General features: G+C 62.9%; 23 protein-coding genes and 1 tRNA gene. 10 read left to right on the top strand and 14 right to left on the bottom strand.

Features of this window, described 5'->3' with window-relative positions:
- Genes C7450_RS07650 through C7450_RS07625 form a run of 6 tightly spaced genes read right to left on the bottom strand, consistent with a single transcriptional unit; the run spans position 1 to position 6,528 of the window.
- Positions 1-1,071, bottom strand: coding sequence for a C45 family peptidase (locus C7450_RS07650; RefSeq protein ID WP_170147131.1), 1,071 nt, complete (start codon positions 1,069-1,071; stop codon positions 1-3).
- Positions 1,061-2,068, bottom strand: coding sequence for an ABC transporter ATP-binding protein (locus tag C7450_RS07645; RefSeq protein WP_110373847.1), 1,008 nt, complete (start codon positions 2,066-2,068; stop codon positions 1,061-1,063). The genes C7450_RS07650 and C7450_RS07645 overlap by 11 nt, the downstream gene beginning before the upstream one ends.
- Positions 2,065-3,084 carry an ABC transporter ATP-binding protein gene (locus C7450_RS07640; protein ID WP_110373846.1) on the bottom strand — a complete coding sequence of 340 codons (1,020 nt, stop codon included), beginning with the start codon at positions 3,082-3,084 and terminating at the stop codon, positions 2,065-2,067. The genes C7450_RS07645 and C7450_RS07640 overlap by 4 nt, the downstream gene beginning before the upstream one ends.
- Positions 3,056-3,958 (bottom strand): ABC transporter permease, encoded by a 903-nt coding sequence (locus tag C7450_RS07635; RefSeq protein ID WP_110373845.1) that lies wholly within the window; start codon positions 3,956-3,958, stop codon positions 3,056-3,058. The genes C7450_RS07640 and C7450_RS07635 overlap by 29 nt, the downstream gene beginning before the upstream one ends.
- The gene (locus C7450_RS07630; protein ID WP_110373844.1) at positions 3,955-4,962 is read right to left on the bottom strand and encodes an ABC transporter permease; all 1,008 of its coding nucleotides are present in this window, start codon (positions 4,960-4,962) and stop codon (positions 3,955-3,957) included. Before C7450_RS07630 ends, C7450_RS07635 begins: the two co-directional genes overlap by 4 nt.
- A 33-nt stretch (positions 4,963-4,995) precedes the next feature.
- Positions 4,996-6,528: an ABC transporter substrate-binding protein gene (locus C7450_RS07625; protein ID WP_110373843.1), complete on the bottom strand. Its 1,533-nt coding sequence runs from the start codon at positions 6,526-6,528 to the stop codon at positions 4,996-4,998.
- 512 nt (positions 6,529-7,040) lie between these two features.
- On the opposite strand from C7450_RS07625, the gene C7450_RS07620 reads away from it, so the two are divergent.
- Positions 7,041-8,429, top strand: coding sequence for a GGDEF domain-containing protein (locus tag C7450_RS07620; protein ID WP_110373842.1), 1,389 nt, complete (start codon positions 7,041-7,043; stop codon positions 8,427-8,429).
- 117 nt (positions 8,430-8,546) lie between these two features.
- Here the strand turns inward: C7450_RS07620 and fabF are convergent, their stop codons facing one another.
- Positions 8,547-9,815 carry a beta-ketoacyl-ACP synthase II gene (gene fabF, locus C7450_RS07615; protein ID WP_110373841.1) on the bottom strand — a complete coding sequence of 423 codons (1,269 nt, stop codon included), beginning with the start codon at positions 9,813-9,815 and terminating at the stop codon, positions 8,547-8,549.
- 243 nt (positions 9,816-10,058) lie between these two features.
- Here fabF and C7450_RS07610 point away from each other — a divergent pair, with 243 nt between their 5' ends.
- From C7450_RS07610 to C7450_RS07600, 3 genes are all read left to right on the top strand, one after another.
- On the top strand, positions 10,059-11,270 hold the full coding sequence (locus C7450_RS07610; protein ID WP_110373840.1) for an SAM-dependent methyltransferase: 1,212 nt from the start codon (positions 10,059-10,061) through the stop codon (positions 11,268-11,270).
- Between the two features lie 370 nt (positions 11,271-11,640).
- Entirely contained in the window at positions 11,641-13,632 is a 1,992-nt protein-coding gene (locus C7450_RS07605) for a hypothetical protein (protein ID WP_110373839.1), read from the top strand.
- 744 nt (positions 13,633-14,376) lie between these two features.
- A tRNA-Pro gene (locus C7450_RS07600) sits at positions 14,377-14,454 on the top strand.
- Between the two features lie 167 nt (positions 14,455-14,621).
- Here the strand turns inward: C7450_RS07600 and C7450_RS33470 are convergent.
- The 6 genes from C7450_RS33470 to C7450_RS07570 all read right to left on the bottom strand — a co-directional run bounded on the left by C7450_RS33470 (position 14,622) and on the right by C7450_RS07570 (position 19,142).
- A complete protein-coding gene (locus C7450_RS33470) occupies positions 14,622-15,824 on the bottom strand; it encodes a hypothetical protein (protein WP_146227286.1) in 1,203 nt (400 codons plus the stop codon).
- A gap of 225 nt (positions 15,825-16,049) precedes the next feature.
- On the bottom strand, positions 16,050-16,280 hold the full coding sequence (locus tag C7450_RS33465; RefSeq protein ID WP_146227285.1) for a hypothetical protein: 231 nt from the start codon (positions 16,278-16,280) through the stop codon (positions 16,050-16,052).
- Between the two features lie 567 nt (positions 16,281-16,847).
- A complete protein-coding gene (locus C7450_RS07585) occupies positions 16,848-17,324 on the bottom strand; it encodes a hypothetical protein (RefSeq protein WP_110373836.1) in 477 nt (158 codons plus the stop codon).
- The gene (locus C7450_RS07580) at positions 17,321-17,575 is read right to left on the bottom strand and encodes a hypothetical protein (RefSeq protein WP_110373835.1); all 255 of its coding nucleotides are present in this window, start codon (positions 17,573-17,575) and stop codon (positions 17,321-17,323) included. Before C7450_RS07580 ends, C7450_RS07585 begins: the two co-directional genes overlap by 4 nt.
- 11 nt (positions 17,576-17,586) lie before the next feature.
- A complete protein-coding gene (locus C7450_RS07575) occupies positions 17,587-17,994 on the bottom strand; it encodes a hypothetical protein (RefSeq protein ID WP_110373834.1) in 408 nt (135 codons plus the stop codon).
- 371 nt (positions 17,995-18,365) lie between these two features.
- Positions 18,366-19,142, bottom strand: a complete 777-nt coding sequence (locus C7450_RS07570) for a LexA family protein (RefSeq protein WP_146227284.1) — start codon at positions 19,140-19,142, stop codon at positions 18,366-18,368.
- 23 nt (positions 19,143-19,165) lie between these two features.
- Between C7450_RS07570 and C7450_RS07565 the strand changes: the two genes are divergently transcribed.
- The 4 genes from C7450_RS07565 to C7450_RS07550 all read left to right on the top strand — a co-directional run bounded on the left by C7450_RS07565 (position 19,166) and on the right by C7450_RS07550 (position 21,230).
- A complete protein-coding gene (locus tag C7450_RS07565) occupies positions 19,166-19,396 on the top strand; it encodes a hypothetical protein (RefSeq protein ID WP_110373832.1) in 231 nt (76 codons plus the stop codon).
- Between the two features lie 162 nt (positions 19,397-19,558).
- Positions 19,559-19,846, top strand: a complete 288-nt coding sequence (locus C7450_RS07560; protein WP_110373831.1) for a hypothetical protein — start codon at positions 19,559-19,561, stop codon at positions 19,844-19,846.
- Entirely contained in the window at positions 19,846-20,151 is a 306-nt protein-coding gene (locus C7450_RS35060; RefSeq protein WP_110373830.1) for a DUF6525 family protein, read from the top strand. Before C7450_RS07560 ends, C7450_RS35060 begins: the two co-directional genes overlap by 1 nt.
- Positions 20,148-21,230: a DUF7146 domain-containing protein gene (locus tag C7450_RS07550; protein WP_110373829.1), complete on the top strand. Its 1,083-nt coding sequence runs from the start codon at positions 20,148-20,150 to the stop codon at positions 21,228-21,230. The genes C7450_RS35060 and C7450_RS07550 overlap by 4 nt, the downstream gene beginning before the upstream one ends.
- Here the strand turns inward: C7450_RS07550 and C7450_RS33460 are convergent.
- Positions 21,198-21,461 (bottom strand): hypothetical protein, encoded by a 264-nt coding sequence (locus C7450_RS33460; RefSeq protein WP_146227283.1) that lies wholly within the window; start codon positions 21,459-21,461, stop codon positions 21,198-21,200. The genes C7450_RS07550 and C7450_RS33460 overlap by 33 nt on opposite strands.
- A 150-nt stretch (positions 21,462-21,611) precedes the next feature.
- On the opposite strand from C7450_RS33460, the gene C7450_RS07545 reads away from it, so the two are divergent.
- Complete coding sequence (locus tag C7450_RS07545; protein ID WP_110373828.1) at positions 21,612-23,630, top strand: hypothetical protein; 2,019 nt, start codon at positions 21,612-21,614, stop codon at positions 23,628-23,630.
- A 500-nt stretch (positions 23,631-24,130) separates the two neighbouring features.
- A complete protein-coding gene (locus tag C7450_RS07540) occupies positions 24,131-24,724 on the top strand; it encodes a hypothetical protein (protein ID WP_110373827.1) in 594 nt (197 codons plus the stop codon).
- Positions 24,725-25,011 lie beyond the last annotated feature (287 nt).

Genomic DNA, 25,011 nt, shown 5'->3' with positions numbered 1-25,011 from the left:
TCAGGGCCGGCAGTCGTAAAGGCTCCACGCGCCGGCGCAAGGATGTTGCGCTGAAAAGTAGAGACGGCGCTCCGAAGGTGCAAATACGGAACAGGAGATCGTGCTGGAATCCCCATCCTGTCCGTGCCGGCACAGCGCCTCCTCGCCATCGGCGCCATGGCCGCCCATCAGCGCCGCGATGTCGGCCAGCGGCGGCCGCTCCCGGCGGTCCCCGAGCCACGACTGGAGGCGGGCGTAGCGCCCCAGCGTACTCCTCGCCATCGGGTCGGAGCCGACCGGAAACCAGAAGGGCGCGCAGGCGGGATCGACGAAATGGTTGGTCTTCAAGACGAAAGGCGTCCGCCGTTCCACGGCCTGCGCGCTGTGGCCGAGCTCGACGGCCGCGATCCCGCCCCCGGCATCGGCGAGGACGATGCATCCGCCGCCGGCATGCGGCAGCGCGGCGATGAGGCCAAGCGCCTCCTCGACGTCGGCGCAGGTCCAGAGCAGCCACGTCATCAGGAAATAGCGCAACAGGCCCGGACCATGGTCACGCGTCGACACATGGGTGTCGACGATCGCGAGGCCCTTCGCATTCATGCCGCTCGAAAACGCGCCGGGGCTCCCAAGGCTCCCGACGCACAGCAGGGCCTCCCCGGGTCGCGCGGGATCGCGATGCAGGAAGACCCGCTGCAGCGCCACATGCTCGCCGCGGTAGTCGCGGTTCTTGACGAGGACCGTGTCCGCGCCAGGCTTTCCCCAGGCCCATGCGGAGCAGCCATCCTCGGCGAAATCCCGCAGCAAGCCGAGATGCAGATAGGTCAGAAGGGCCGCATAATCGATGCCGAAGCCATCGGCGATCCCGCGCGTCTCGGCGGCGGCATTGGGATCGAGCCCTTCGAGATCCGCCTCCTGACGGTCGAGGAAGGCGCGGACATCGGCACGCGCCAGCAAGGAAGTGGCTTGCCCCAAGCGCAAGCTGACGGCTTCGCGCACCGCGTCGGCCAATACCGGCCCGCAAGCCGCCTGCGCCCGCCCCCGCGCATAGGCATTGCCGGAAAGGAGCATGGGCGTTCCCGTCTCAAGCTGCATGCTCAATCTCCAGAAGGTGGCAGGCCGCGAGCGCATCGCGGCCGTTCTTGCGCAGGACGGGGGCCTCGCGCCGACAGACGTCCATGGCAAAGGGACAGCGCGTGTGGAACTTGCAGCCGGAGGGTGGCGCCAGGGGCGACGGCAGATCGCCGGTGAGCTTGACCCGCTCCCGCCGGCTGCCGGCATCGATCTGCGGCACCGCCGACAGAAGCGCCTTCGTATAGGGATGGCTCGGCGCGTTCAGCAGGGCGCGCGTCGGCCCGATCTCGACGATATCGCCGAGATACATGACCGCGACGCGATCGCTGACATGGCCGATCACCCCGATATCGTGGGAGATGAACAGATAGGTCAGGCCGAGCTCGCGCTTCAGCGTCCCGAGCAGCGCGATGATCTGCGCCTGCACGGATACGTCGAGCGCCGACACCGGCTCGTCGCAGACGACGAAGCTCGGATTGAGGATGAGCGCGCGGGCGATGCCGATGCGCTGCCGCTGCCCACCCGAGAACTGATGGGGATAGCGGCCGAGATGCCCGCTCTTGAGGCCGACGTTTTCCAGCATGGCGACGACGCGGTCGCGCAGCTCGCCGCGCTTCGCCACGCCATGCAGGGCGAGCGGCAGGCCGACGATCTGCTCCACGGACTTGCGCGGGTTGAGCGAGGCGTAGGGATCCTGGAAGATGATCTGCATGCGCCGCCGGAGCGCCGTCATCTCCGCCAGCGGGATCCGGGTGATGTCCTTTCCGTCGAAGACGATGCTGCCGGATGTCGGCTCATGCAGACGCAGCACCGTGCGGGCGAGCGTGGACTTGCCGCATCCGGATTCACCGATGAGACCGAGCGTTTCGCCCGGCTGCACGGAGAAGCTGACATAGTCGACGGCGCGCAGGACGCGCGGCGGTTCGCGCATGACCCGCTGGAGAAGGCCGTCGTTGAGATGATAGACCTTCTCCAGGTTGCGGACGTCGAGCAGCGGCGGCGGCTCCTGGTGGGTCATGGCAGATCCTCCCCGGCGCGGATACAGCGCGCCTCATGCGCGGCGCCCACGGGCCGCATCGGGATGTCCTGCCGACATTCCGGCAGACGGAGTTCGCAACGATCGGCGAAGCGGCAGGTGCCGCCGAGGCCGATCAGGTCCGGCACCTGCCCCTCGATCGGCTTGATGGGCGCATCGAGATCCGACAGACGCGGAATGAGGCCGATCAGGCCACGGGTATAGGGATGGCGGGGATGCGCGATGAGATCCCGCGTCGGGCCCGTCTCGACGATCTGCCCCGCATACATCACCGCGACCCGGTCGGTATGCTCGGCGACCACGCCGAGATCATGGGTGATGAGCACGACGCTCATGCCGAACTCCCGGCGCAGATCGGAGATCAGGTCCAGCACCTGCGCCTGGATGGTGACGTCGAGCGCCGTGGTCGGTTCGTCGGCGATCAGCAGTTTCGGACGGCAGGCGAGCGCAATGGCGATCATGATGCGTTGACGCATGCCGCCCGAGAACTGGTGCGGATAATCGTCCATCCGGCTTTCCGCGGCGGGAATGCCGACGAGCCGCAGCATCTCTATCGCCCGGGCGCGGGCAGCGCGCCAGCGATTGCGGCGCGGAAGATCCTGGGCATGGGCAACGAGCACCTCGCAGATCTGCTCGGCGACCGTCAGCGCCGGGTTCAGCGCGGTCAGTGCGTCCTGCATGGTCATCGCGATGTCGCGCCCACGCAGGCGCCGCCATCCGCCGGGATCGAGCGTCCTGAGATCGGCGCCGTCGAAATGGATGGAGCCTTCGGCGATCCGCCCCGGCGGACGAATGAGGCCGATCACGCTGGCGAAGGTCACGCTCTTGCCGGAGCCGCTCTCACCGACGATGCCGAGGCATTCGCCCGGCTGGACGTCGAGATCGACGCCGTCGACGGCGGTGACGAGCCCCGCGCGCGTCGGGAAGCAGGTCTTCAGGCCACGGATCGACAAGAGCGGCGCCGGCCTGTCAGTCGCTGAACTTCGGGTCAAAAGCATCACGCAGGCCCTGGCTGGCAACATTGATGGAAAGAACGAGCGCGAGAATGGCGAGCCCCGGAAAGGTGCTGACCCACCAGGCGTCGAGGACGAAGGCGCGGCCATCGGCGACCATCGAGCCCCACGAGGCCGTGGGCGGTTGCACGCCGATGCCGAGGAAGGACAGGCTCGCCTCGAGAATGATGACATGCGCCATGCGGATGGTGGACACGACGATGACCGGCGAGAGGATGTTGGGCAGGATCTCGCGGAACATGATGTAGCGGCGCGGCGCCCCAACGGCGCGGGCCGCCTCGACATATTCCATCTCGCGCGCGGCCAGCACCTCGCCACGGACGACGCGGGCCGGCACCACCCATTCCTTGAGGACGAGCGCCAGGATGATGTTCTTGAGGCCCGGCCCCATCATCGCCATCAGGGCGATGGCGAAGATGAGATAGGGAAAGCCGAGGAGAATATCGACGATCCGCGAGATGACGATATCGACCCAGCCGCGCAGATAGCCGGCGGCCAGCCCGAGGACGATGCCGATGACGGTCGCGATCATGACGACCGCGAGGCCGATGGTGATCGACACCCGCGCGCCGTAGATGATGCGCGACAGGATATCGCGCCCGAGCCCGTCGCACCCCAGGACGAAGCTCCATTCGCCGCCCTCCATCCAGGCGGGCGGCTGCAGGCGCCGGAACAGATCCGTCTCATAGGGATCGTGGGGGGCGATGAAGGGCGCGAAGACGGCGAGCAGCACGAAGAGAAGGACGATCCCCATCGCCGCGGCAGAAAACCGGTCCGCCAGGAAGCGCCTGAGGCTCTGGCCGGTGGGGCTTTCGATGCGCTCCCGGACGATCGCCGCGTCGTTTGGCACGGCCGTCATAGTTTTACTCGCGGATTGAGGACGGTGTACAGAATATCCGCGACGAAATTCAGCAGAACATAGGTCACGGCGTAGAAGAGGACGGCGGCCTGCACCAGCGGATAGTTGCGCACGAAGATGCTCTCCACGACGAGGCGGCCGAGGCCCGGCCATCCGAAGACCGTCTCCACCACCATGTTGCCGCCAAGCAGCGAACCGGTCTCGATGGCCGCCACCGTCACCGTCGGCACGAGCGCGTTCTTGAGCGCGTGCCGCCAGAGAATGCGTCGCCGCGACAGGCCCTTGGCTTCCGCGAAGGTGATGTAGTCCGACCGCAGCACCTCGATCATCGCCGTGCGCTGCACGCGCGTCAGCACGGCGGCCATCGGCAGGGCTAGCGTCAGCGCCGGCAGCACGAGATGCGACAGCGCATTGGTGAAGCAGTCGGGCCGGCCCCTGAGCAAGCTGTCGATGGTCAGGAGATAGGTGACGGGCGCCACCTCGCAGGCAAAGTCCATGCGGCCGGCGACGGGCAGGATCTTCAGATGGACGGCGAAGAGAATGATGAGGATGATGCCGAACCAGAACCCAGGCAGCGAGATGCCGAAGAGGGAGCCGACCGCCGCCAGCCGGTCGACCAGGCTGTTCTTCTTGATCGCCGCGATGACGCCGAGCGGTATGGCGATAACCAGCGCGAGAAGAAGCGCGGCCAGGGTGAGCTCGATCGTCGCCGGCAGGCGTTCGGCGATCACGTCGAACACCGGGCGCCGGTGGAAGAAGCTCAGGCCGAAATTGCCGGTGGCCGCATTGCCGAGAAAGACCCCGAACCGTTCCAGTGCCGGCCGGTCGAGCCCCATGTCGTGACGCATGGTTTCGACCTGCTGCGGTGTCGCCTGCTGGTCGGCCAGCATGATCTCCACCGGGTCGCCCGGGGTCAGCAGCATCATCACGAAGACGATGACGCTGACCCCGAGGAGAACCGGAACGAGCTGGAGCGTCCGCCCCAGGAGCGCCAGTGGCTTCATTGCGCGCTCTCCCTCAAACCACCTCGCGGCCGGTCATTTCACGCAGGCGTCGTGCAGGTTGATGCGGCTGTCGGCACTCGGCTCCCAACCCGTGACGCGCTTGGACACACCATAGATGTCCTGCGGCAGCCACAGGAAGATCCAGGGCGCGTCCTTGTTCACGAGAACCTGCGCCTTCTTGTAGAGGTCCGCGCGCTTGACCTGGTCGAGCTCCACATTGGCCGCATCGAGCAGGGCGTCGACCTCCTTGTTCGAATAGAAGGCGGTGTTGCCGCGGTCGCCCGTCCGCAAGGTCGGCACGAAGATGTCGGCGGGGTCCAGCGAGCCATTGCCCCAGGAATTGAAGAACATGTCGCCCTTCTTTTCGCCGCCTGGCGCCCATTTCGCGCGGATGGTCGAGCCTTCGCCGACGACCACCTTGGTGCGGATCCCGATTTTCGTCAGCATGGCGGCTACGGCCTCCGCCATGTCCTTGAAGGCACCGTCCGTGTCGAGGGTCACATCGAGCCCGTCGGGATAACCGGCCTCGGCGAGCAGCGCCTTGGCCGCCGCGATATCGAAGGCATAGGCCGGCAGATCCGGATTGAAGCCGAAGGCATCCGGGCTGAGCACGCCGTTCAGGGGGACGGCTGTTCCCAGCAGGATCTTGTCGATGATCAACGCCTTGTTGACGGCCATGTTGGCGGCGCGGCGCACGCGCGGATCGTCGAAGGGCTTCTTGGCGTTGTTCAGCGCGACGAAGAAGGACCGGGTGCCGTTGACCGTCATGACCTTGGTGTTGGCGTTGGCCTCCACCTTCTTCATGTCATAGGGCGGTAGTTCGGCGATGATGTCCGCCTCTCCCGCGAGCAGCGCCGCCACACGCGACGCGTTTTCCGGAATGATGCGGAAGATGACACGATCGACGCAGGCCTTGCCGACGGGCGCGATATCGGGGGAGCCGCCATAGTAGTCATCGAAGCGCTCGAGGATGATCGCATCGCCCTTGCGCCATTCGACCAGCTTGAACGGGCCGTTGCCGTTGGTCTGGGTGGCCAATCCCTGCGAACCGACCTTCTCGGTGAAGGCCTTGCTCACGACCTCCTGCACCGGCAGCATGGCGGGCAGGATCGGCCAGGGCTCCTTCAATTTGAAGCGCACCGTGTTGGCGTCGACCTTGGTGATGGACTCGACCGGCCCGACGAGATCCTTGCGCGGGCTCGTCTGGCCGCCCATCGCGCCGTCCTTCGTCAGGCGCTCGAAGGTGAAGACGATATCGTCCGCCGTCATCGTTGAGCCATCATGGAACTTCACGCCCTGGCGGATGCGGAAGTCGTAGGTGAGCGGATCGACCTGCGTCCAGGATTCAGCCAGTTCCGGGACCACCTTCATCTTGGCATCGCGCGTCAGGAGGCCGTCATAGATGTTGCGGAGAATGGTCTCGGTCTGTCGGTTGCGGTGGTTGGCCGGATCAAGCGTCAGGGCATCGAGCGTGAAACCCACGCGCAACTCACTCGCCATCGCCGGTGCGAGCGGCACCGCAGCCATCATCGCAATGGCTGCGACAGCAGAAACTCTCGAAAACATGTACCCCTCCATGCCGTGTTCTGTATCTCGTGGACTTCTGACAGGGAGGACGGCAAGAACCGTACCACTATCCCAGGAATCCAGCACAGCACTGATTTATATATATAATTCCCATGCTCTGCGCAGCGCTATGCGGGTTCATGCGTGAAAATCCCGCATGCTGTGTTTGTCTCACACGCGCCTCTGATCCTACCAGAAAGCCGCATGTGGCTGCCCGCCAAATCGGATCGGACCGGAAGTGGCTCGCCGCCGCAATGCCCTCATGCCTCTCATGCGAAAGGCGCGGAGAGCGCAGGCTTCCTGTGGCGCTGGACGGCGCCCCTTCGATACGCGTCACCGCAGCATCAGTCGTGACGTCGCCCAGGCCAATGACCGGGATCGGCCGTGCCGCGATGGTCCAGGATTGTTGGGATCGCGAGCGGACTTGATAATGCCCGCGAATCGGGCCTTGTCGGCTGTCGGCGCCGATGTGGCAGTTCTGAAGCCGAAACAATCGGGAAGCGTTTGCGATCATGTCTGCCAGCAAGAAACCCGACAGCCAGAAGGGCGACGGTGGCCCGGCCGCCCAGGCGCCGGACGTGCCCCGGCCGTCGGTCTCGTCCGCACAGGACATTCTCCAAGCCGTCGTCACCGAGGCCGCCGACGAACTGGTGAGGATTTTCTACGACAGGTTCCTGCAGCACCCCGAAGCGTCTGCATTTCTGAGTCATGCCGTGGTGCACGAGCGACTGAGTACATCGCTGCGCGCCTGGCTGATCGACCTTGCACGGATAGGCGATACAGAGAGCTTCGCGGATCGCCAGCGTCACATCGGTGAAGTGCATGCACGCGTCAGGATACCGATCCATCTGGTGCTGGAAGGAGCAGGCCTGATCAGGAGCCGGCTCATCACACTCCTGAAGGACCGAGCCTCTTTCGACCCGACGACATTTGCCGACGTCGTTCTGCTGCTCAGCCAGCGCATCGACCATGCCATGAGCCTGATGAGCCGCGCCTATGTCACCCGCGCGACAAAGGGCGCTCAAGCCGATGAGGCCTTCCGGCTGTTCGCGCTGGGGCAAGACATCGGCCTTGAACGCGAAAGCCAGCGCGCCGCATTGATGGAATGGAGCCAATCCGTCGTCTTTGGACTGTTTGGCGAGGAGAACGCCCGCCGTCAGCAGCCGATCATGAACTCCTCGTTCGGCCTTTGGTTGCGCCACCGGGCAGGCGTCATGTTCCAGGGCACGCCGGCGATCGACCGTATCAACGAGACAATGCTGCACATCGATACGGTCCTCCTGCCAAAGCTGGTGGAGGCCAAGGCGGCGGGGCCGGCAGAGACGGCGCCGGCCATCGAAGCGCTGCAGTCCTGCATCAAGACGATCAAGCTCCTTCTCGCGGATCTCTTCCAAAGTGTCGCGGGCCTCGAGAACGGGCGGGATCCTCTGACCCGCACGCTGAACAGGCGCTTCCTGCCCTCCATCCTCGGGCGGGAGATCGCGATGGCGCAGAAAAACAATTCGCCCTTCACCGTGCTGATGATCGATATCGACCACTTCAAGCGCATAAACGATGGCTGGGGGCACAGCGCGGGCGATGTCGTGCTACGACAGGTGGCCGAGATCATTCTGGACGCCGTGCGGCTGAGCGATTTCGTGTTTCGCTATGGCGGCGAAGAGTTTCTCGTTGCGCTCGTTGAGACGGCGCCTGAGGGCGCCCACCAGATTGCCGAACGTATCCGCTCCGCGATCATGGATCGCAGTCTGCTGTTGCCCAACGGCGAGACCCTGCATGTGACAGCATCGATCGGCCTCGCGACATTCGAAGGTCACCCCGACTTCGAATTCGTCGTCAGAGCGTCGGACCAGGCGCTCTACCGAGCCAAGCGCCTCGGCCGCAATCGCACGGAAATGGCCTAGAGGCGCGATTTGGCCGCGACACGGCCGCGACTTGGCCGCGACTTGGCCGCGACTTGGCAGCGACCTGGCCCCTGCTGGCCGCTTATCTCGCCGTCCCCTTGGCTGCTCGCGGACTTCTCAGAGCCGGCCGAAGATCACCGACGCGTTGACGCCGCCGAAACCGAAGCCATTCGAGAGTGCATAGGTGATCGTTTTCTTGCGGGCGTGCGGGCCAATCAGATCGAGATTGCCGGCGGCGGGGTCGCGCTCCTCCAGGTTTAGCGTTGGCGGCAGCATCGAGGAGCGCAAGGCCTGGATGCTGAAGATCGCCTCGACCGCGCCGGCTGCTCCCAGAAGATGGCCGGTCGCGGATTTGGTGGACGAAATGGAGACGTCGGCATGCGGCCCGAAGATGCGTCTGATCGCCGTCAGCTCAGCCGCGTCCCCCATCGGCGTCGAGGTGGCATGGGCGTTGATATAACCGATGTCCGACGGCGCGATGCCGGCGGCTGCAATGGCAAGACGCATCGCGCGCTGCACGCCCTCCCCATCCTCGGGCGCTGCCGCCATGTGAAAACCGTCCGAACTGGTACCGTAGCCTGCGAGCTCCGCGAGCGGCTTGGCGCCACGGGCAAGGGCGTGATCGAGCGCCTCGATCACCAGCATGCCGGCGCCCTCCCCCATCACGAAGCCGTCGCGCCGCAGGTCGAACGGGCGTGAAGCGCGCTCAGGCGCATCGTTGAAATGGGTCGAGAGTGCATGCGCCGCGGCGAAACTGCCAAGGCTGACCCGCTCGATGCAGGATTCCGCACCTCCGCAAATGGCGATGTCGGCCTCTCCGTTGGTGATCAGCCTTGCGCCATCGCCAATGGCCTGGACGCTGGCTGCACAGGCTGTCACCGGGGCTCCTATCGGGCCCCGGAAACCGTGCCGGATCGACACCTGGCCGGCAGCCAGATTGACCAGGAACGAGGGCACCGTGAAAGGCGACAGCCGCCGCGCACCCTTGGTCTCAACGGTGATCATCGCCTCGCTCATCGTCGTGAAGCCGCCGATGCCCGAAGCGATGATGGTCGCGGTCCGTTCGCGTTCATGGGCGCTCGCCGGCCGCCAACCCGACTGGAGGATCGCCTCCTCGGCTGCGGTGAGCGCGAGAAGGATGAAGGGATCCATACGCTTCTGGTCCTTCGGCGACACCAGCAGATCAGGATCATAGCCTGCTTCCGGGTCTTCCTCCCTGGTCGGAACCCGCCCGCCGATCTTGGCCGCCACATCATGCACCATCTCATCGGGAAGCCGCCTGATGCCAGATCGGCTCGCGATCAGCCGGCGCCACACGGGGCCGACGCCACAGCCGAGCGGCGACACAACCCCTAGACCTGTAACCACTATGCGGCGCTTGCTCACTGAAATGTCACCTCCCGACGGGGGAATACTTTCGCTGCGCGGCGCGAGAATTGGAACATTGGCCGATCAAGGAATGGGGGATAAGGTAAAACCGGCCTGCTTGAATCCGTCTTGCCCAAGGGAAATGCGGCTTGTCTACCAAAAATTCGGCTTTTCCTTCGCAGGACGCCGACAACGCTTGCAAGGGCTTTGCCGGGCGTCAAGACTGCGGCCCGTCGAGGGTCGCCATCGAAATGGGGTGAGATGCTGCTGCTGTCCAATCTTTTGACCAAGTTCGTCCGGAACGGATCCCTGCATCTGACCGACGCCACCGGGAAGCGCCATGTGTTCGGTGGCAAGGGGCCCGGGCCGGAGGTTCATGTCAAGCTCCATGATAAGGCCCTCCATACCAAGCTCTTCCTCAATCCCGAGCTGCATGCGGGCGAAGCCTACATGGATGGCACGCTCACTTTTGAACAGGGCTCGTCGGTCTACGATTTTCTCTATCTGTTTTCGATCAACCGGGCTGGGCTCGGCGCCCATCGATCGCAGAAACTGCTGCGCGGCCTGTGGCGCGCCCTGAAACGCCGCCAGCAGGCCAATCCCGCCAAGGTCGCCGCCGCCAATGCACGCCACCATTATGACCTCTCGACCGATCTCTACCGGCTTTTTCTGGACGAGGGGCTGAACTATTCCTGCGCCTTCTTCGAACATCCGGAAACCGACACGCTGGAGGAAGCCCAACGCAACAAGCTCCGCCGTATCGCGGCCAAGCTGAAGCTTGAGCCCGGCATGCGGGTCGCCGAGATCGGCTCGGGCTGGGGTTCGCTCGCCATTGAGCTGGCAAAGAACGGCGCTGACGTCACGGCGATCAACGTCTCGCCGGAGCAGTTGCGCATCGCGCGCGAGCGCGCCGCCGAGGCCGGGCTTTCCGATCGGATCGCATTTCGCGAGCTCGACTACCGTGCGCTGGAGGGGCACTTCGACCGTGTCGTATCCGTCGGGATGATGGAACATGTCGGCATCGGCCATTTCGACGACTATTTCGCGAAGATCGCCGCGCTTCTGACAGAAGATGGCTATGCCTTCGTCCATTGCATCGGTCGCATGACGCCGCCCGGCACCACCGGGCCGTTCATCCGGAAGTATATTTTCCCCGGCGGCTATGTGCCGGCCCTGTCCGAGGTCTTCGCTGCGACAGAGCGGGTCGGGATGTGGATTGACGACATGGAGGTCCTGCGGCTGCACTACTATTACACCATCAAGCATTGGCGCGAGCGCTTCGAGGCGCGCCGCAGCGAGGCCGCCGCCCTCTATGACGAGCGGTTCTGCCGGATGTGGGAATTCTATCTCTGCGCCGTCGAGCTCGGCTTTCTCAACGGCTCCAACATGGTGTTCCAGCTGCTCCTGTCGGGGAAACGCGACGCGGTGCCGATCGTGCGGGACTTCATGGTCGAGACGCTCCGAAAGGCCTGAGTTCTCACTTCCTTCCTCAAGCATTTTCGAGCGAAGTGGACACCGGTTCGCGTGAAGACAATGCGCGGATACAAGGACCTGGAGCCTATCCGGTGAACCGGGGCTCACCGGATAGGCTCTAAAAATCCCCGGCGTGACCGGCCTTCATGCAAGGCCGCGGCACGCGCTGCTGCGTTCGGTTGTCGCCCCGGTTGGACCGCGTGTGCGTCGGCCACGCCGCAGACCTGTGGGCGCCCCACATCCACACCGAAGTACCGCTGGCTATGGCTTTTTGGTAGTGTTATTCATTACCCTCGGCAAGCCACGGCACGGCGGGCAATCTCCAAGGAATGGCAGGTCTTTAGTTCCATCTAAGTTTAGGGGGGCATCAATGGCGACCAAGACATATAATGTCGGAACGAACGGCTATAGCGTCATAGCCGGAAATTTCTCGCAGCAGACCGATCTCGTCATCAAGGGCAATGGCAGCAATGCCAATGTCGTCATCGAGTCGACGAATATCTTTGGTTTCAACATTCCGACGACGCTGAACGGCTCCGTCAATGGCCAGTCGAAGTTTCTGGCAACACTGATCACCAACGGGGTTTCGTTTTCAGGAACATCCGGCAGCGAGACGTTTAACGCCGCGAAGTATCTTGGCGATGTGAAATTCAACGGCGGAGCCGGCAGCAACAAGCTGGTAGGCGCGTCCGGAAAGAATACCTTCACCCACGATTACAGCAACGGCGGCGTTGACACCATCATTGGCGGCGCTGACAAGACGGTCAGCTGGAAACTGCTTTGGTGGAACTACAGCAAGACCTATCTCGCGTCGAACGAGCTTGTGGTCAACGGCACGGCGGCGGCCGACGTCTTCAATTTCTCGGGAAGCGGCAGTGCTTTCAAGGTCTTTAAAGATAATACCAACAACCATGTCATCGACGCGTGCCAGTTCAACAACGGTGCGATCAAGGTCAATGGCGGAGCGAGCGGCGACCAGGTCGATCTGCGCGCCTTCAGCGGAATCCTGACCTTCAACGGTGAGGCCGGCAATGACACGCTTGTCTACAAGGACGGCTTCAGCGGTGTGGGCTCGACCTACAACGGCGGCGCCGATCGCGACGGGCTGGCCGTGGACGCCAAGGACGCGGGCAGCACGCTGATCCTGTCGGACAGCGCGCTGACCAATGGGAATTCCACCCTCATCTATCTGTCGAGCGTTGAGGATTTCAATTTCGTCGGCGCCGCGGGCGATGACGATGTCGATGCCAGCCAATTCAGCGGACGGGTCATCTTCCGCGGACGCGGTGGTGAGAACGACTTCAAGGCGGGCAAGGGTGACAACGACGTCATCCACGAGCTCGCCTATGGCGGCCATGACACCATCACCGGCAATACGGTGAGTGGCCAGACGTCATTGGAAATCGTCGGCGACGGCGAGGCCAACAGCCTTGCGTTCGCGGGCGATGCCAATACCTTCAAGGTGACGCATAATTCCGTCGAAATCATCGATGCGACGGATGTCAACGGCATCAAGACCGTCAATGCCGACGCCGGCGCGGACGCGCTTGATCTGACAGCCTACAAGGGCAAGGTCGTCTTCAACGGCGGGGCCGGCGATGACCTGCTCACCGTGCGCGACAAGGTGAGCGGCGCCGGCACCACCTATGATGGCGGCGCCGATACCGACACGCTGAAGCTCGTCGCCTCCCTTGGCGGCAGCACCATCACGGTCGATACGACCAGGCTGGTCGATTCCAACGGCGCCGATCTCGTCACGTTCCAGAACGTCGAGCGCTTCGTGTTTGACGGCAAGCTCGGCGACGATTCGGCCGACGCCTCCGGCTTCACGGGCTTCACCACGCTCAACGGCGAATGGGGCTTTGATACGCTGAAGGCCGGCAGCGGCGGCAGCGCGATCACCGGCGGCTTCGGTGGCGACCAGATCCATCTCGGCAGCGGCGTCGATAAAGTCTACTATACCGGAGACATCTTCCAGTCGATCTTCCTCGCCATGGACGATGTCACCGGCTTCGACACGACGGCTGACGAGCTCGTTTTCAACGATGACAACGCGATTCAGGCTGATGCGGCTGTTAAAGTTTTCGGCACGACGGTCGCCAACTTCGACGATGGCATCCTGAAATTCGGCACGAATTTCGCGGGCAATACGGCCAAGACGACGTTCAACAATCTGTCTCTCCTTGCCGCCACCGAATTCGTCGCGGGCTACGCCGCCGACGATAGGATCGTCGGCTTCCAGCACAAGGGTGAATGGTATGTCGCCGAATTCGGCGACGGAATCATCATCAACAACATAGTCCACCTGACGGGCGTCGACCTCGCCAGCACGAATCTCGCCGACTACGTGAGCTTCGCCTAAGGCAAGTCCGCTTCGTCTAAGGCAAGTCCGCGTTTTACAGATTGGCTCTGCGCGAAAACAAGCGGCGAGCCAATTCGCCGGCTTGGGTGGTATCGGACGATTCCATTCAAGTCGGTTGTGCTCCGGACAGCCCACAGACGGTCCGATCCGATGACAGGGCTGTCCGCCCAATCAGCCCAATACGCCCATGAGGGCGTGATTGGCTGGAGACCCGGTCATGGGGCAATGCGAGTGGTATACCCGCCAGCCTCTGCGGCGTTTTGCGCGCCCAACGGCAACCGGAGACGATTTGGCCGCAGAGCCTCCTCTCCCCGCGTTCCGACGAACGCGGGGCCGCCGTTGTACTGGTTGTTCTCGATTGGACCGAGCGGGTGCGGCCACGCGCCGGAGATGGCCGCCTCGTCCGGAACAGACGAAGCCCGCGCCGAACCGTGGCGCGCCGCCCGGCGCGTTGATCAGCGCGAGCTCTCCCACACGATAGTCGTCGGTCTTGAGGGCGAAGCCGCCCAGCAATCGTCGCCGCCGCGTGACGGCGCGCGGGCGATGTCCATGGTGTCCGGAACGATCAAGCCGATCCGCGCAGGAGACACGCACCGTGGAACGCCCGCCGACCATGGTTCCGGACTTTTCCAGGACTTTTTGGTCCGAAAGTGCGCCAGCGCGTCCGTTATGTTCTGTGGACATACGAATTCAGGCTTGCGCTCTGCCGCGAAAAATCCTACGTCATCAACGCCGTCAAGGCGTCGGAGCGTAGCGCAGTCCGGTTAGCGCACTAGTCTGGGGGACTAGGGGTCGTGGGTTCAAATCCCGCCGCTCCGACCATTAAAATCGACGGAATTACAATTACTTATAGACGACGCTTAAAGAGAACTATAGGTGAACGACTGGCGACCTGGCGACCGCAGTGGCGACCAAACGTTCTAGGATCGTTCTTGGCACGGCATGCTGGTCCGCGTTGCAGCGATCGATTGGTGTTCTCCGCAAGAGAATCACCCCAGGCTCACACGCATAAAGGCTGAGGCCTTGTCAGCCTGCTCGGCTGTCTTCGGCAGGTAATGCTCCACGATATCGTAGCCCTGTTCGATCGTATGGCCTGAAATCGAGCACACCCACTCGACAGTCGCACCCTGCGTGATGGCATGGACGAAGCCCGATCGTCGTCCGTCGCGGAGTTGCCCGCCTTTGAGGTGTGCCCATTTCTCCGGGTCACGCTCAATGGCTTTGGCGACAATACGTGTGAACACGCGGCTAATGGTCTTCTCGTGATACGGCGCCTTCGTTTCTTCGGAAATGATCCAATTCCTGCACTCCGGGTCTGCTGACTTAACGCGATGCTTGGACAGCAATTCCGAAATGACACCTGGCAGGAGTATATTCACCTGAAATCCGGCATCGAGCTTGCCCGCCTTTCCAATCTTAGCCGATTTCGACTGTGTGAATTTGAGCCTGGCAGGCGCCGCTCCGGTGGCAGGCGCAATATGGTCATCCGTGAGGGTGATCACATCGGTAATCCGCTGGATGCATGTGAAGCCGACAACGAGCGCGATGCCCACGGAAGGGCGTTTTTCTTCGATTGCGGTGTTGAGGATGTGAAGCACATCGCCCCATAGAAACCGGAACTTGCGCTTTCCACCCGAGCCAAGCCCTGCCCCCTTGAAAGGGTTGTGACCTCGAGGAATGTACTTTTTACGGGAGGCCCATTCAAACAGCGATCGGGCACGGCTCGCCAGGTGCCGAACTGTTTGCGGTGCGTGAACGCGGGCCACCTCCAACCATTCGTCAACGCGCACTTCGTCGATCGATGCCGCCAGTTCGTGTCCAAATTCGTCTTCAAGTCGTTTCAATTCGTAGCTGTACGTTTGTCGGGTCCGCTCGCGAAGTGTCTTCCAAACCGGCGAGGAACGGTAAAGGCCGCTAAGTTGCCCGACTGTGAGAGGGCCCGTCCGCACACGAGGCGATTTATCGATCGTCCGAGCTCGATCACTCAACCAAGCGTCGGCTTCGCGGTTGAGACGCCGTGCCTCGGCTCTGGCGCGATCGACATTGTCACCAAGTGAAATGCCTTTCCAATGCGGTCGCAGTCGCTTGTCCGGCTTCCAATGCCAGTAACCGTGCTCGTTCTGAAACAGTCTAGGAACCTTGTGGCTCTGGCCGTTAATATTGGATCTGGATTTTGGTGATGAGTTGCGCATGAGGTGCCCTCCCTTCCGCGCTTAATCGACTATCCTGCCGGCTTCCGGCGGATATATTCACGATGTTCAATCGTATGTGCCGGTGAAGCTTGGCACGGGGCGGCCGCCCATTCAGCCGTCCTATGCGAAGTGTCGCACGTTAGCCGCCACATGGCGTGGCAAGCGTTGCCTTTGGCGTCGATGGGCTACGCCTTTCCCCTCTTTCGGAGGAACGCGTTGTAGCGATCAGCTAACCTGAGTCTTATTATTTGATTTAGCGGAAGCTCTCGGGCGGCGCGCAAGAACGATGTCCCCGTCATCCGTTTGCTCATGGATGACTTCATGGCCGTCTGATTTCAAACGACTGACCAGCATGCGCGCGCGGGTGGTTTTTCCGCTTGCAGGCGGACCATCAAAGATCCGCCGAACCTTCCAGCCTTCGGCTTCCAGCTGGCCTATCGCCGCTTTCGAGATCATGATTGACCGCCCTGTTGGGGCACGAGCTCCGGCGGCACAGAGCGGTTGCGTCGCTCTTGCCTGTCTTTCCAGGCTAGGACTGCGGCGGGGTTCCATCGCTTTTCGCGCGTGCACCAGGGAAGCGGCCGCGGGAAATCAGCCGCTTCCCATTGCGGCATGAGTTTGCGTCTTAGCAGGTCAATTGACACGCTGAAGACTTGGGCGAGGTCGGGATAGGTCCAGAAATCCCGGCGAGGATCGCCGGGCACGGTGGTTAAATGTGCGGGCTGTGCCTTCACGGCGAAGCCTCCATCTGTCTGCCGGCAGCGCGCGCGTGATAGTGGCGCTTGTGCTGCTCGTTGCTGTGATTGATCGGTGGACGCATCAATGCGGCTCTGCCGGCCGCGGTGATGCTGACGGCACCAGGGATATCAGACTGAGCGATCCATCCACGCTCGCCGATCCTGGCAATCGTCTCATTGGCATAGCGGCGCGAACCGCATCGCCACGCGCCATCATGATAGGATAGTCGTCCTGAGGCGAGCGCAGCCAGTGCCTGGCGCTGTGCGCTCTGCGAAATTGTTGCCATCACACCCCCCGCATGAGTGGGATGCGGCGGTACTCCACCGTCGCACCCATGTTGTCTGTGAGGCGCCGGCTCTCGATGTGTCCTCGGGCTTCGAGCCGGCTCAGCGCATTGTGCAGCCTCGCTGGCACTGAACTCAGGTGCTGCCACGACAGGTGACGCATCCAAGCCATAGCCGCGGCCTCGTCAGTCTGAAGTGGCCGCAGATCGGGCTCCAACTCGACCAATATCGGCAGGCCCGTAAGCGCCCGCACGACTGTCGCGCCGCTGCTGCTAACGCCGATCAGATCGCCGTCCAGACCTCGGCGGCGTGTTGTGACATATTCGAGGAGCCCGTGCTTCAACAGGCACCCAATTGGCCCTTGGTATTCGCGATCGATGGTCGCCAACGATATCAGCGGCGCGACAGCGACCATCCGTAGGGCAATCTGCTCTGACAGGGAAAGCGACGCACCAAGAGGCGGATGCAGCGCTGTCATGGCTTCTGTCCCTCCGCCTTCTGTCCGGCATTCCGCAGCGCGCGAAGCTGCGCGATACGCTCCTTCATGACACCCTGGACGTTGTAAAGGTGGTGGATACGCGCGGTCGTGAAGGTTGTTGCCGAGGCCAGCGCGCTATAGGTGAGCTTCACTTGCCTCAGTTCGTCGTCGATATGTTTGAGAACGTCTTCCAGTTCGCGTTCGAGATGCGAAGGATCCTGCCAGCGATTGCTTGGGAAAGGGATCATCATTGCACCGCCCCCTAAACTGCCGGCCGGGAAGCGGCGATCGGAAGCACGTCCGTATCGATGCCGGCGGCAATTGCATATGCCTGTCGGGCTGCGGCGTGGTTGAGCGCGAAGAGCGCAGGGCCAATTGCGCCGTCTCGCACTTGTAGTTTCACCGCGTGAACCATGGCATGCGCAAAGCCATGGCAAATTGCATCGGAAATCTCGTGTTCCTGGATGCCGCGCTCTCTTTCCGTGGCAATGAGATCGGCGATAGCCTTGGACAGCGCAGATGAAATGTGATCGCGCAAGGCCATCATGTCGGTCTTCAGCGCTTTCCTTCTTTGAGCAGCGCGCAGGTTCGCAATGACGCGCGTGACCGCGCCTCTATTCGAGTCAGCGATTGTCATGATTGAAACCGGATTCCTGCCGATATACGGCATATTATCTATCAATGACCGCGGGCTAAGCCCCCGCGAAGTGAATGGCTTTCACGCAATACGATAGACAGCCGTGTTGAGAGTGCACGCTGTCGCGCGATGTAATGGGCAACGCGTTCGACAGGGAACCTCCAACGGAGAACACGGGTATCACAGAGATATGCGTAAAAGCAAACGCAAAAATCCGATTGAAGTGTGATTTCTGACGGGCCGCCGCCGCTTGATGGTTGCCTTGCGCGCCCTGAGAGCTACCGAAATTACGCTGAATACGAGCGCAATATGCTGGAAAACACAGTGATCATTGGCGCCTGGCGACCGTCCTCGATGCGCTAAGGACGTCCGCAAAGGTCAGGCGTATCCTGGCTCGCCCCCTGTCAGGCAGCTACTTTGACCGCGCTGCGCCCGCGCAGGCTCATGACCACAACACCTTTGATCTGTGTGCTTTGCTCGTCGAGAAAACGGGGCCGTCGCGCCGCGTCATCGGAGCCCGCACCAAGCAGGAAGGGCGGGTGATAAAGCCGAAACACCGTCTCCCCGCCGCGCTGCCAATCGCTGACATGAGCGCAGACGACATCGCCAACATCCGGGCGCGCCTCGCGATCGACGATGACGACATCTCCCGGCCTATAGCCCTCGAATTCAAGGGCACGCCCGCGTAGGGCCCAGATCTCGAACCGCGCTTCATCCTGGTAGGGCTTCAAAACGGTCTGCCATTCCGGGCTTGCCGCCTCAAGCGGCACGGGCTCGGCCTCGCGCGCCCGATGGATAGCCTTGAGCGGCAACTCCCCGCCAGGTACTGCGATGGGCACGCCGGTCGTTTGGGAGATCGAATTGACCGTGAGCGGTGTCAGCGTGCCCTTGTGGTCGGGCTGATTACGAAACCGCGTCAGCGTCGAGGGGTTTACGCCAGCTTCCTTGGCGATTTCTGTCAGGGTAAGGCCTGTGGCCGCGCATACGTCATCGAGCCATTTGCGCTGCGCTTCGCGCAAAGCCACCTTCACATCAGTTTTAGCGGTCGCCTTTTGCATTTTCATATCACATTCCTTATCGATCACCGCGTCATGTGTCGATATTTCCATCTGGGATACCGGATAGAAACCGCTTGACGTGCAATTGCAAATCACATGACAATGTGCAATCGCATATTGCATTCTAGGGCGCGATGGTTACCAAAATGACATCGGTGGAAATGGATCTCCGCATCAGGCGCATCCGCATGCCCATCAAGGGGCTGGCAAGCGCGGCGGACGTCCATTCCGACAGCATCTATCGCTTCGTCAAAGGCCTGCATTGCCTCCGGCGGAGCACGAACAGGGCAATTGCCGCGGCTCTTGTTAGCGAGGAACTGGCGCTCCGCGACCATCTTGTTTCGCTCCATGGGCCGGGTAAGGCGGCGGGCATCTGAGCCATCGCCACGTCGTCGCTTGTGTTGTGTTGCGTCGGTCGTATGCGCCGCGTGCGTTTTTGCGTTTCGCTGCATGGTGGCGCCCTCCCACTCCGTGCAGCCCGCCTGGAGAGGTCGGCGTAATTTGCGTCGGCCTCTCCATTTTGCCAGCGGAGACGCGCTATGCAGCTCGACACAATCCTCAAAATCGAGTTCTCAGTGCCCTATGCCGGCGGAGAGGCGCGCTTCGAGGCGACGCGCCTCGGTCCTGCCGGCAATCTTCCCCTCCTTGCGTTTCTCGATCCCTGGCATGACACATCGCCGGCGGTGTCGAACATTCGCGCCGCGTGCAAGATCTATTCGGGACTGCGCGACTATGGCGATGTCGCCCATATCCGTAGCCTCGCCGAGGCTGATCGTCTGTTGGATCTTATCTTTCGGCCCGCCCTCGACCTCATGGGGCGTGTTTGATGGCGGGCAATTGGCAATCGGGGTGGCGTGTCAGCCGGAAGCGCGAGTTTCAACGCTTCGATGCCCTGCCACCATCGGTCCGGCAGATTGTCAGCCGCGCGCCCTATCCATATGTCGTCGCTGGCATCGTGCGGCAACTCCGCAAGCATTTGGCAAACGGAGGCGATGCAGCGACGTTCCGGAACTCGCTCATTGCCGGCATATGCCTGGATATTCAGCGCAGCGCCCGCAAGACTTACGGCAAACACCATCCCGATGCGCTGCGATCACGGCTTGAAGGTCTCCGGGCAGGAGCGCGGCCGTGAGCTTTGCCGTCTCGATCGACCTGATCAAAGCCAAGCTCTGCGAGCGCATCGACACGCTCGTGCCCGAGCTGTTCCCGAATGCCACGCCAGAGGGCAAGGAATGGACCATGGGCGACGTCTATGGCGCGCCCGGGCGCTCATTGTCCATCTGCAGGGTTGGGCACAAGGCAGGCTGGTGGCGTGATTTCGGTGGCACCGCCAAAGGCGATGTGCTCGATCTCGTGGCCGCCGGCGCCTGCGAGGGCGATATCAAGGCGGCGATCCCCTGGGCTGTCAACTGGCTCAAACTCGGCGGGATGAGCGCGCAGGAGCGCCGGCGCCAGGAGGATAAAGCTAGGCGTGTGGCGGCGGATCACGCCCATCGGCAACGCTCTGACCTCGCGCAGCTGCGGCGCCTGGCAAAGGGACACTTTTTGAGCGCGGCCCCCCTGCCTGGCACGCCGGCCGAACGCTATTTGCTCGGCCGCGCCATTGATCTGCGCCGCCTCGGCCGGGCGCCTGGCGCTCTTCGCTTCAAGCCGATGAAATGCCCCGAAACCGGCGAAATGCGCCCGTGCATGCTGGCGGCCGTCAATCACGGCATCACCGGTGAACTTCTCACAGTACATCGCCATTTCCTCGAGCAGCATCTAGACGGCCGGGTGACCAAGGCGTCCATGGCCAAGCCGAAGCGCGCCTATTGCGAATATGCCGGCGGCTTCGTCCCGCTCTCGCGCGGTCGCTCCGGCAAACCGATTGCGCAAGCGCCCCAGGGCGAATGGGTCGCCTGTGCCGAGGGTGTCGAAAATGGCCTGTCAGTTGCGTTGGCGCGGCCCGAGCTGCGCGTGCTCACCTCAGTCAGTTTGGCCAATCTCGGCAATATAACGCTGCCGGACCATATCGGCGGGGTCTATGTTATCGCCGACAACGATAGCGAGCCTGACGCGCTCCGGCAGCTGAATGCCTCGCTCGCTTTACTTGAAACGCGCAATTTTCCGACACGCGTCGTGCGTGCGCCAGAGCCCCATAAAGATTTCAACGACTGGCTTCAGGTTCTCGCGGCGCAATCAGGCAAAGAGAGGCAATTTGCCCATGTCTGATGTCGCATCGTCAATATCGATCGGCGCGCAGGCGGCGAGCACGCGCGCCATGCTTGCGTGTTCTGCGGCCTCTCGCAAATCTGTCGAGAGTTTCCGAGCCTGCTCGATTGTAAGCGAAAGCTCTATTCCAAGGCAGCTAGATTTAGCGAAGGGGCAATATCCCCTTTGTGAAGCCACAAATAAAGAAAGTTTGTCTTGGCAGCTGGCATCAACTTCAAATGCGGTCGCCACAATAGCGTTCCCACCATTGCACTGCATTGCTCCCCCCACGGGCAATCAAATTATTAAGCAATCCGCAAACGTTAACACAACGCCAGGACTTGGCCAGTCCTGTTTCGCACGCCTTGCGACTTTTTTTGCCGGCGCAGAAAAGGGGCCACGGTGAGCGATCCGCCTCAACCCATCGCGCCGTTTCTCGCCCCGATTGCCGAGGCGTTCGACGCTGCGGATGCCGCCGCCCGCGCGGCGCGCGCTGAAGAGGCGCAACGCGAGGAAGACAGGCAATCGATCAGGCGCGCTTTCAAGCGCGGTGGCTTCAAGATGGCGGTGTCAGTCGGGTCCACCTATGGCTGGAGCCGCGACGAAGTCGAGGCCTTGTTTCGGGCGCCAGCCGAACCCGAAGATGGTGGAGATGGTGACGATGGCGAACCGCCCGTCGTCGATCCCGATGATGAAGACGGCGACGAGGAAAAGCGTAAATGGACGCGCATCAAGCATCCCATCAAGGCACTGCCGCCTGACTGTCCGGTGATCCCGCTCGGCAAAAGCGGGGGGCATTTCCACTACCTGGACCCATCGCGCGAATATGTGGCGCTGCGCAAGCACGGCGCGGATGAACTGCGCGGCCTCTTCGCCGGTCGCAACGACTGGCTTTGGGCGTTCATGCCGAAGTTCAACGAAAAAAACCAGACGCAGACGGGCTGGAAGGCCGACCGCACTGCCGACAGCCTCATGGATGCCTGCGGCAAGATCGGCATTTTCGACCCGGCCAAGCGCCTACGCGGCGTCGGTGCCTGGCGTGGTGATGACGGCGGGCTCGTCCTGCATGCCGGCGATGTGGTGTATTTCGGTGGCGAATGGCGTGAGCCTGGCTATCTCGGCGAGCATGTCTATCCCGGCCAGGATCGGCTGCCGCGGCCGGCGGATGAGCCCGCGCCCCCGGCCAGCGCGTCAACGCTGCTCAACCTGTTCAACGCATGGCCTTGGGAACAAGACGCCTTCGCCGATGCCGACGTGTCCACGGTCGAGATCAACGGCGCGGCCTGGGCAGTCCCCTCCGTTCTCCTGCTGGGATGGGCGGGTTGCGCCATGGTCGGCGGGGCGCTCGACTGGCGCCCGATGATGTGGATCACGGGCGATGCCGGCTCGGGCAAGTCCACGCTGCAGAAGGTCATCCAGTACCTGATGGGGCCGGCTCTGGTCGCCTCGTCGGATGCCACCTCCGCCGGGATCTATCAGGCGGTTGGCTATTCCTCGCGCGCGGCGGCGATCGATGAGGCGGAAGCAGATCCGAACAGCCTCAAGATGAAAAACATGGTCGATCTGGTGCGCCAATCGGCATCAGGCGGCAAGATCCTGCGCGGATCTAACGACGCCAAGTTCAAAGGCTTCGAGGCACGATCGACCTTCCTCCTGTCCTCGATCATCGTGCCGCCGCTCAACACGGCCGATCTTACGCGTATCACCATCCTGAGCCTCGGCCGGCTGAAAAGCATCACGCCGCCACGGATCGACGGCGCCGAGCTCCTGCATCTCGGCCGGCAACTGCGCAGGCGTGTCATGGATGGCTGGGGACGATGGCAAGAGACGCTCGACGTCTATCGCCAAGCCCTCGCGCTCACCGGGCATGATGCCAGGGGCTGCGACCAGTTCGGCGCGCTACTCGCCATGGCCGATGTCCTGCTCTTCGACGCGGCTGCCGACAGCGACACGGTCGCCTTGCTGGCGGCCGCCTGCGGCAAGGCCAAGATGCTCGACCAGCAGGAAGAGCCCAGCAACGCCGAGGCCATGCTCAACTGGTTGATCTCCATCCCGCTCGACGTCTTTCGTGGCGGCACGCGCATGACGATCGGCACACTTGTTGCCGGCGCGGCGGACATTGTGCAGGTCGATGGGCAGCTCCCTGTGGCCTGCGCCCGCGCCCTTGAGGCGCATGGGGTGTTCGTCCAGGGCCTCAAGGATGCGGCGACCGTCACGCTGCCGAACCAGCATGCGGGCTTGGCCCAACTCTTCGACCGCTCAGTTTGGGCCACGTCGCCGGGCGCGGCCACGTCAGGCTGGAGCCAGGCCATGCGACGGCTTTCCGGCGCCCAGCGCGTCAACTCCCGGCGCCTCGGCGGGCGCGGTGTCAGCATCCCTGTCAGGATCTTCCTGCGACAGGATGAAGGCGAAACAAGGTAATCGACAATGGGCGCAAATCACCTCACGCTCGCGATTCCTGTACCTGTTTGCTGCGCGAACAGGAATTCGCAACACTTCGGGGGCGGGACGCCGAAACTGTTGCAGGGTTGTTGCAAGCGGAAGGCATTGCAATGGTTGATGTATTTCCGATCTGCAACACTGCAACACCTGCAACACCTCCAATCGGCCTTCACATGTACACGTGCATGCGCGCGCCCACGCGCGCGAGCGCACGGGGTGTTGCAGGTGTTGCAGTGTTGCAGAATACATATATCTATTGAATATCAATGGATTAGCCTTGCAACACCCTTGCAACACTTTGCCGGTCCGGCTCGGAAAGTGTTGCAGCGCTCGAAATTAGGGCTTCGGTTCGATCCATTCCGCGCATTGTGGCGGCACCGTCTCAATCAATCAGGGGCGCTGGCGACCTGTTCGGGTGCGTCGCCTCGCGCCGATCGAATTAAATATTCCCGTATATTCAATGTTTTAGGGGGTGTGGCGTGAGCGGCGCGGCCGACGACGGCGCGCGCGGCGAGCGTGGCGTGATCGCGGCGGCCGTGAGCGAGGCCGCCGGCGCGGTCGCGGCCGATCGGGCGCCCGATGAACAGCTCGGGCTCTTCGAGGCGCCAGCCGGGCGCCGCATGGATGTCGAGCAGGCGGCGGAAGACCATGCGGCCCGACGCGGGCGCGGGCGGCCGCCTGGCGCGGCCAATCGCTCAACGCGCGAGCTCCGGGAATGGCTCATGCGCGGCGGCGTCCTGCCCCAGCGCTGGATGATGGATTGGCTCCTGCTATCGGTCGAGGAACTGGCAGCGCGGCTCCAGTGCTCGCGGCTCGAAGCCTTCGATCGGCAAGCCTCGCTTGCCGATCGCCTGGGCCGCTATTTCATGCCGCATCTGGCACCGACCGACGCGCAAGGCGCGGCTGTGCCGATGGTCGCGCTCATGGTCGGCGGACAGGCCGTGAACGGCGCCGCGACCGGCTCCGCGCCGCCATGGGCGCGCGCCTTCGAGGATGTGGAATATCAAGAGCTTAGCGACGGCGATGCGGCGCAGTCGCCGCTCGATCAGTCGCCACCTGAGGAAAACCCGTGATGGTTCAACACCTTCAGCGCCCATTGCGTCTAGTCACGGTCACTGAACGCACCTTCGTCACCAGCGCCGCCGCCGCGCGGATGGCGGGCGCCGCGACCGACGCGCGGATCCCACCCCCCCGGTCTCGCCGGGAGGGTACCCCCCAGGCGGCGCGGGTCGATTTCTCAGAGACAGCCTCGCCGATATTTTCCAGCGGCTGGCCTGTCCGGGAAGACGGCGGCCGAAAAACTCGCCCGTGTGGAACCGGGGCCGAGGGACATGGGCGCCGGGGATTTGGGCTCGGGCAT

Origin of the sequence: Chelatococcus asaccharovorans (genome assembly GCF_003201475.1) — a bacterium.
GTDB classification, from domain to species: domain Bacteria; phylum Pseudomonadota; class Alphaproteobacteria; order Rhizobiales; family Beijerinckiaceae; genus Chelatococcus; species Chelatococcus asaccharovorans.
The sequence above is the reverse complement of the archived record's forward strand: the minus strand, read 5'-3'. Positions and strand labels throughout refer to the sequence as shown.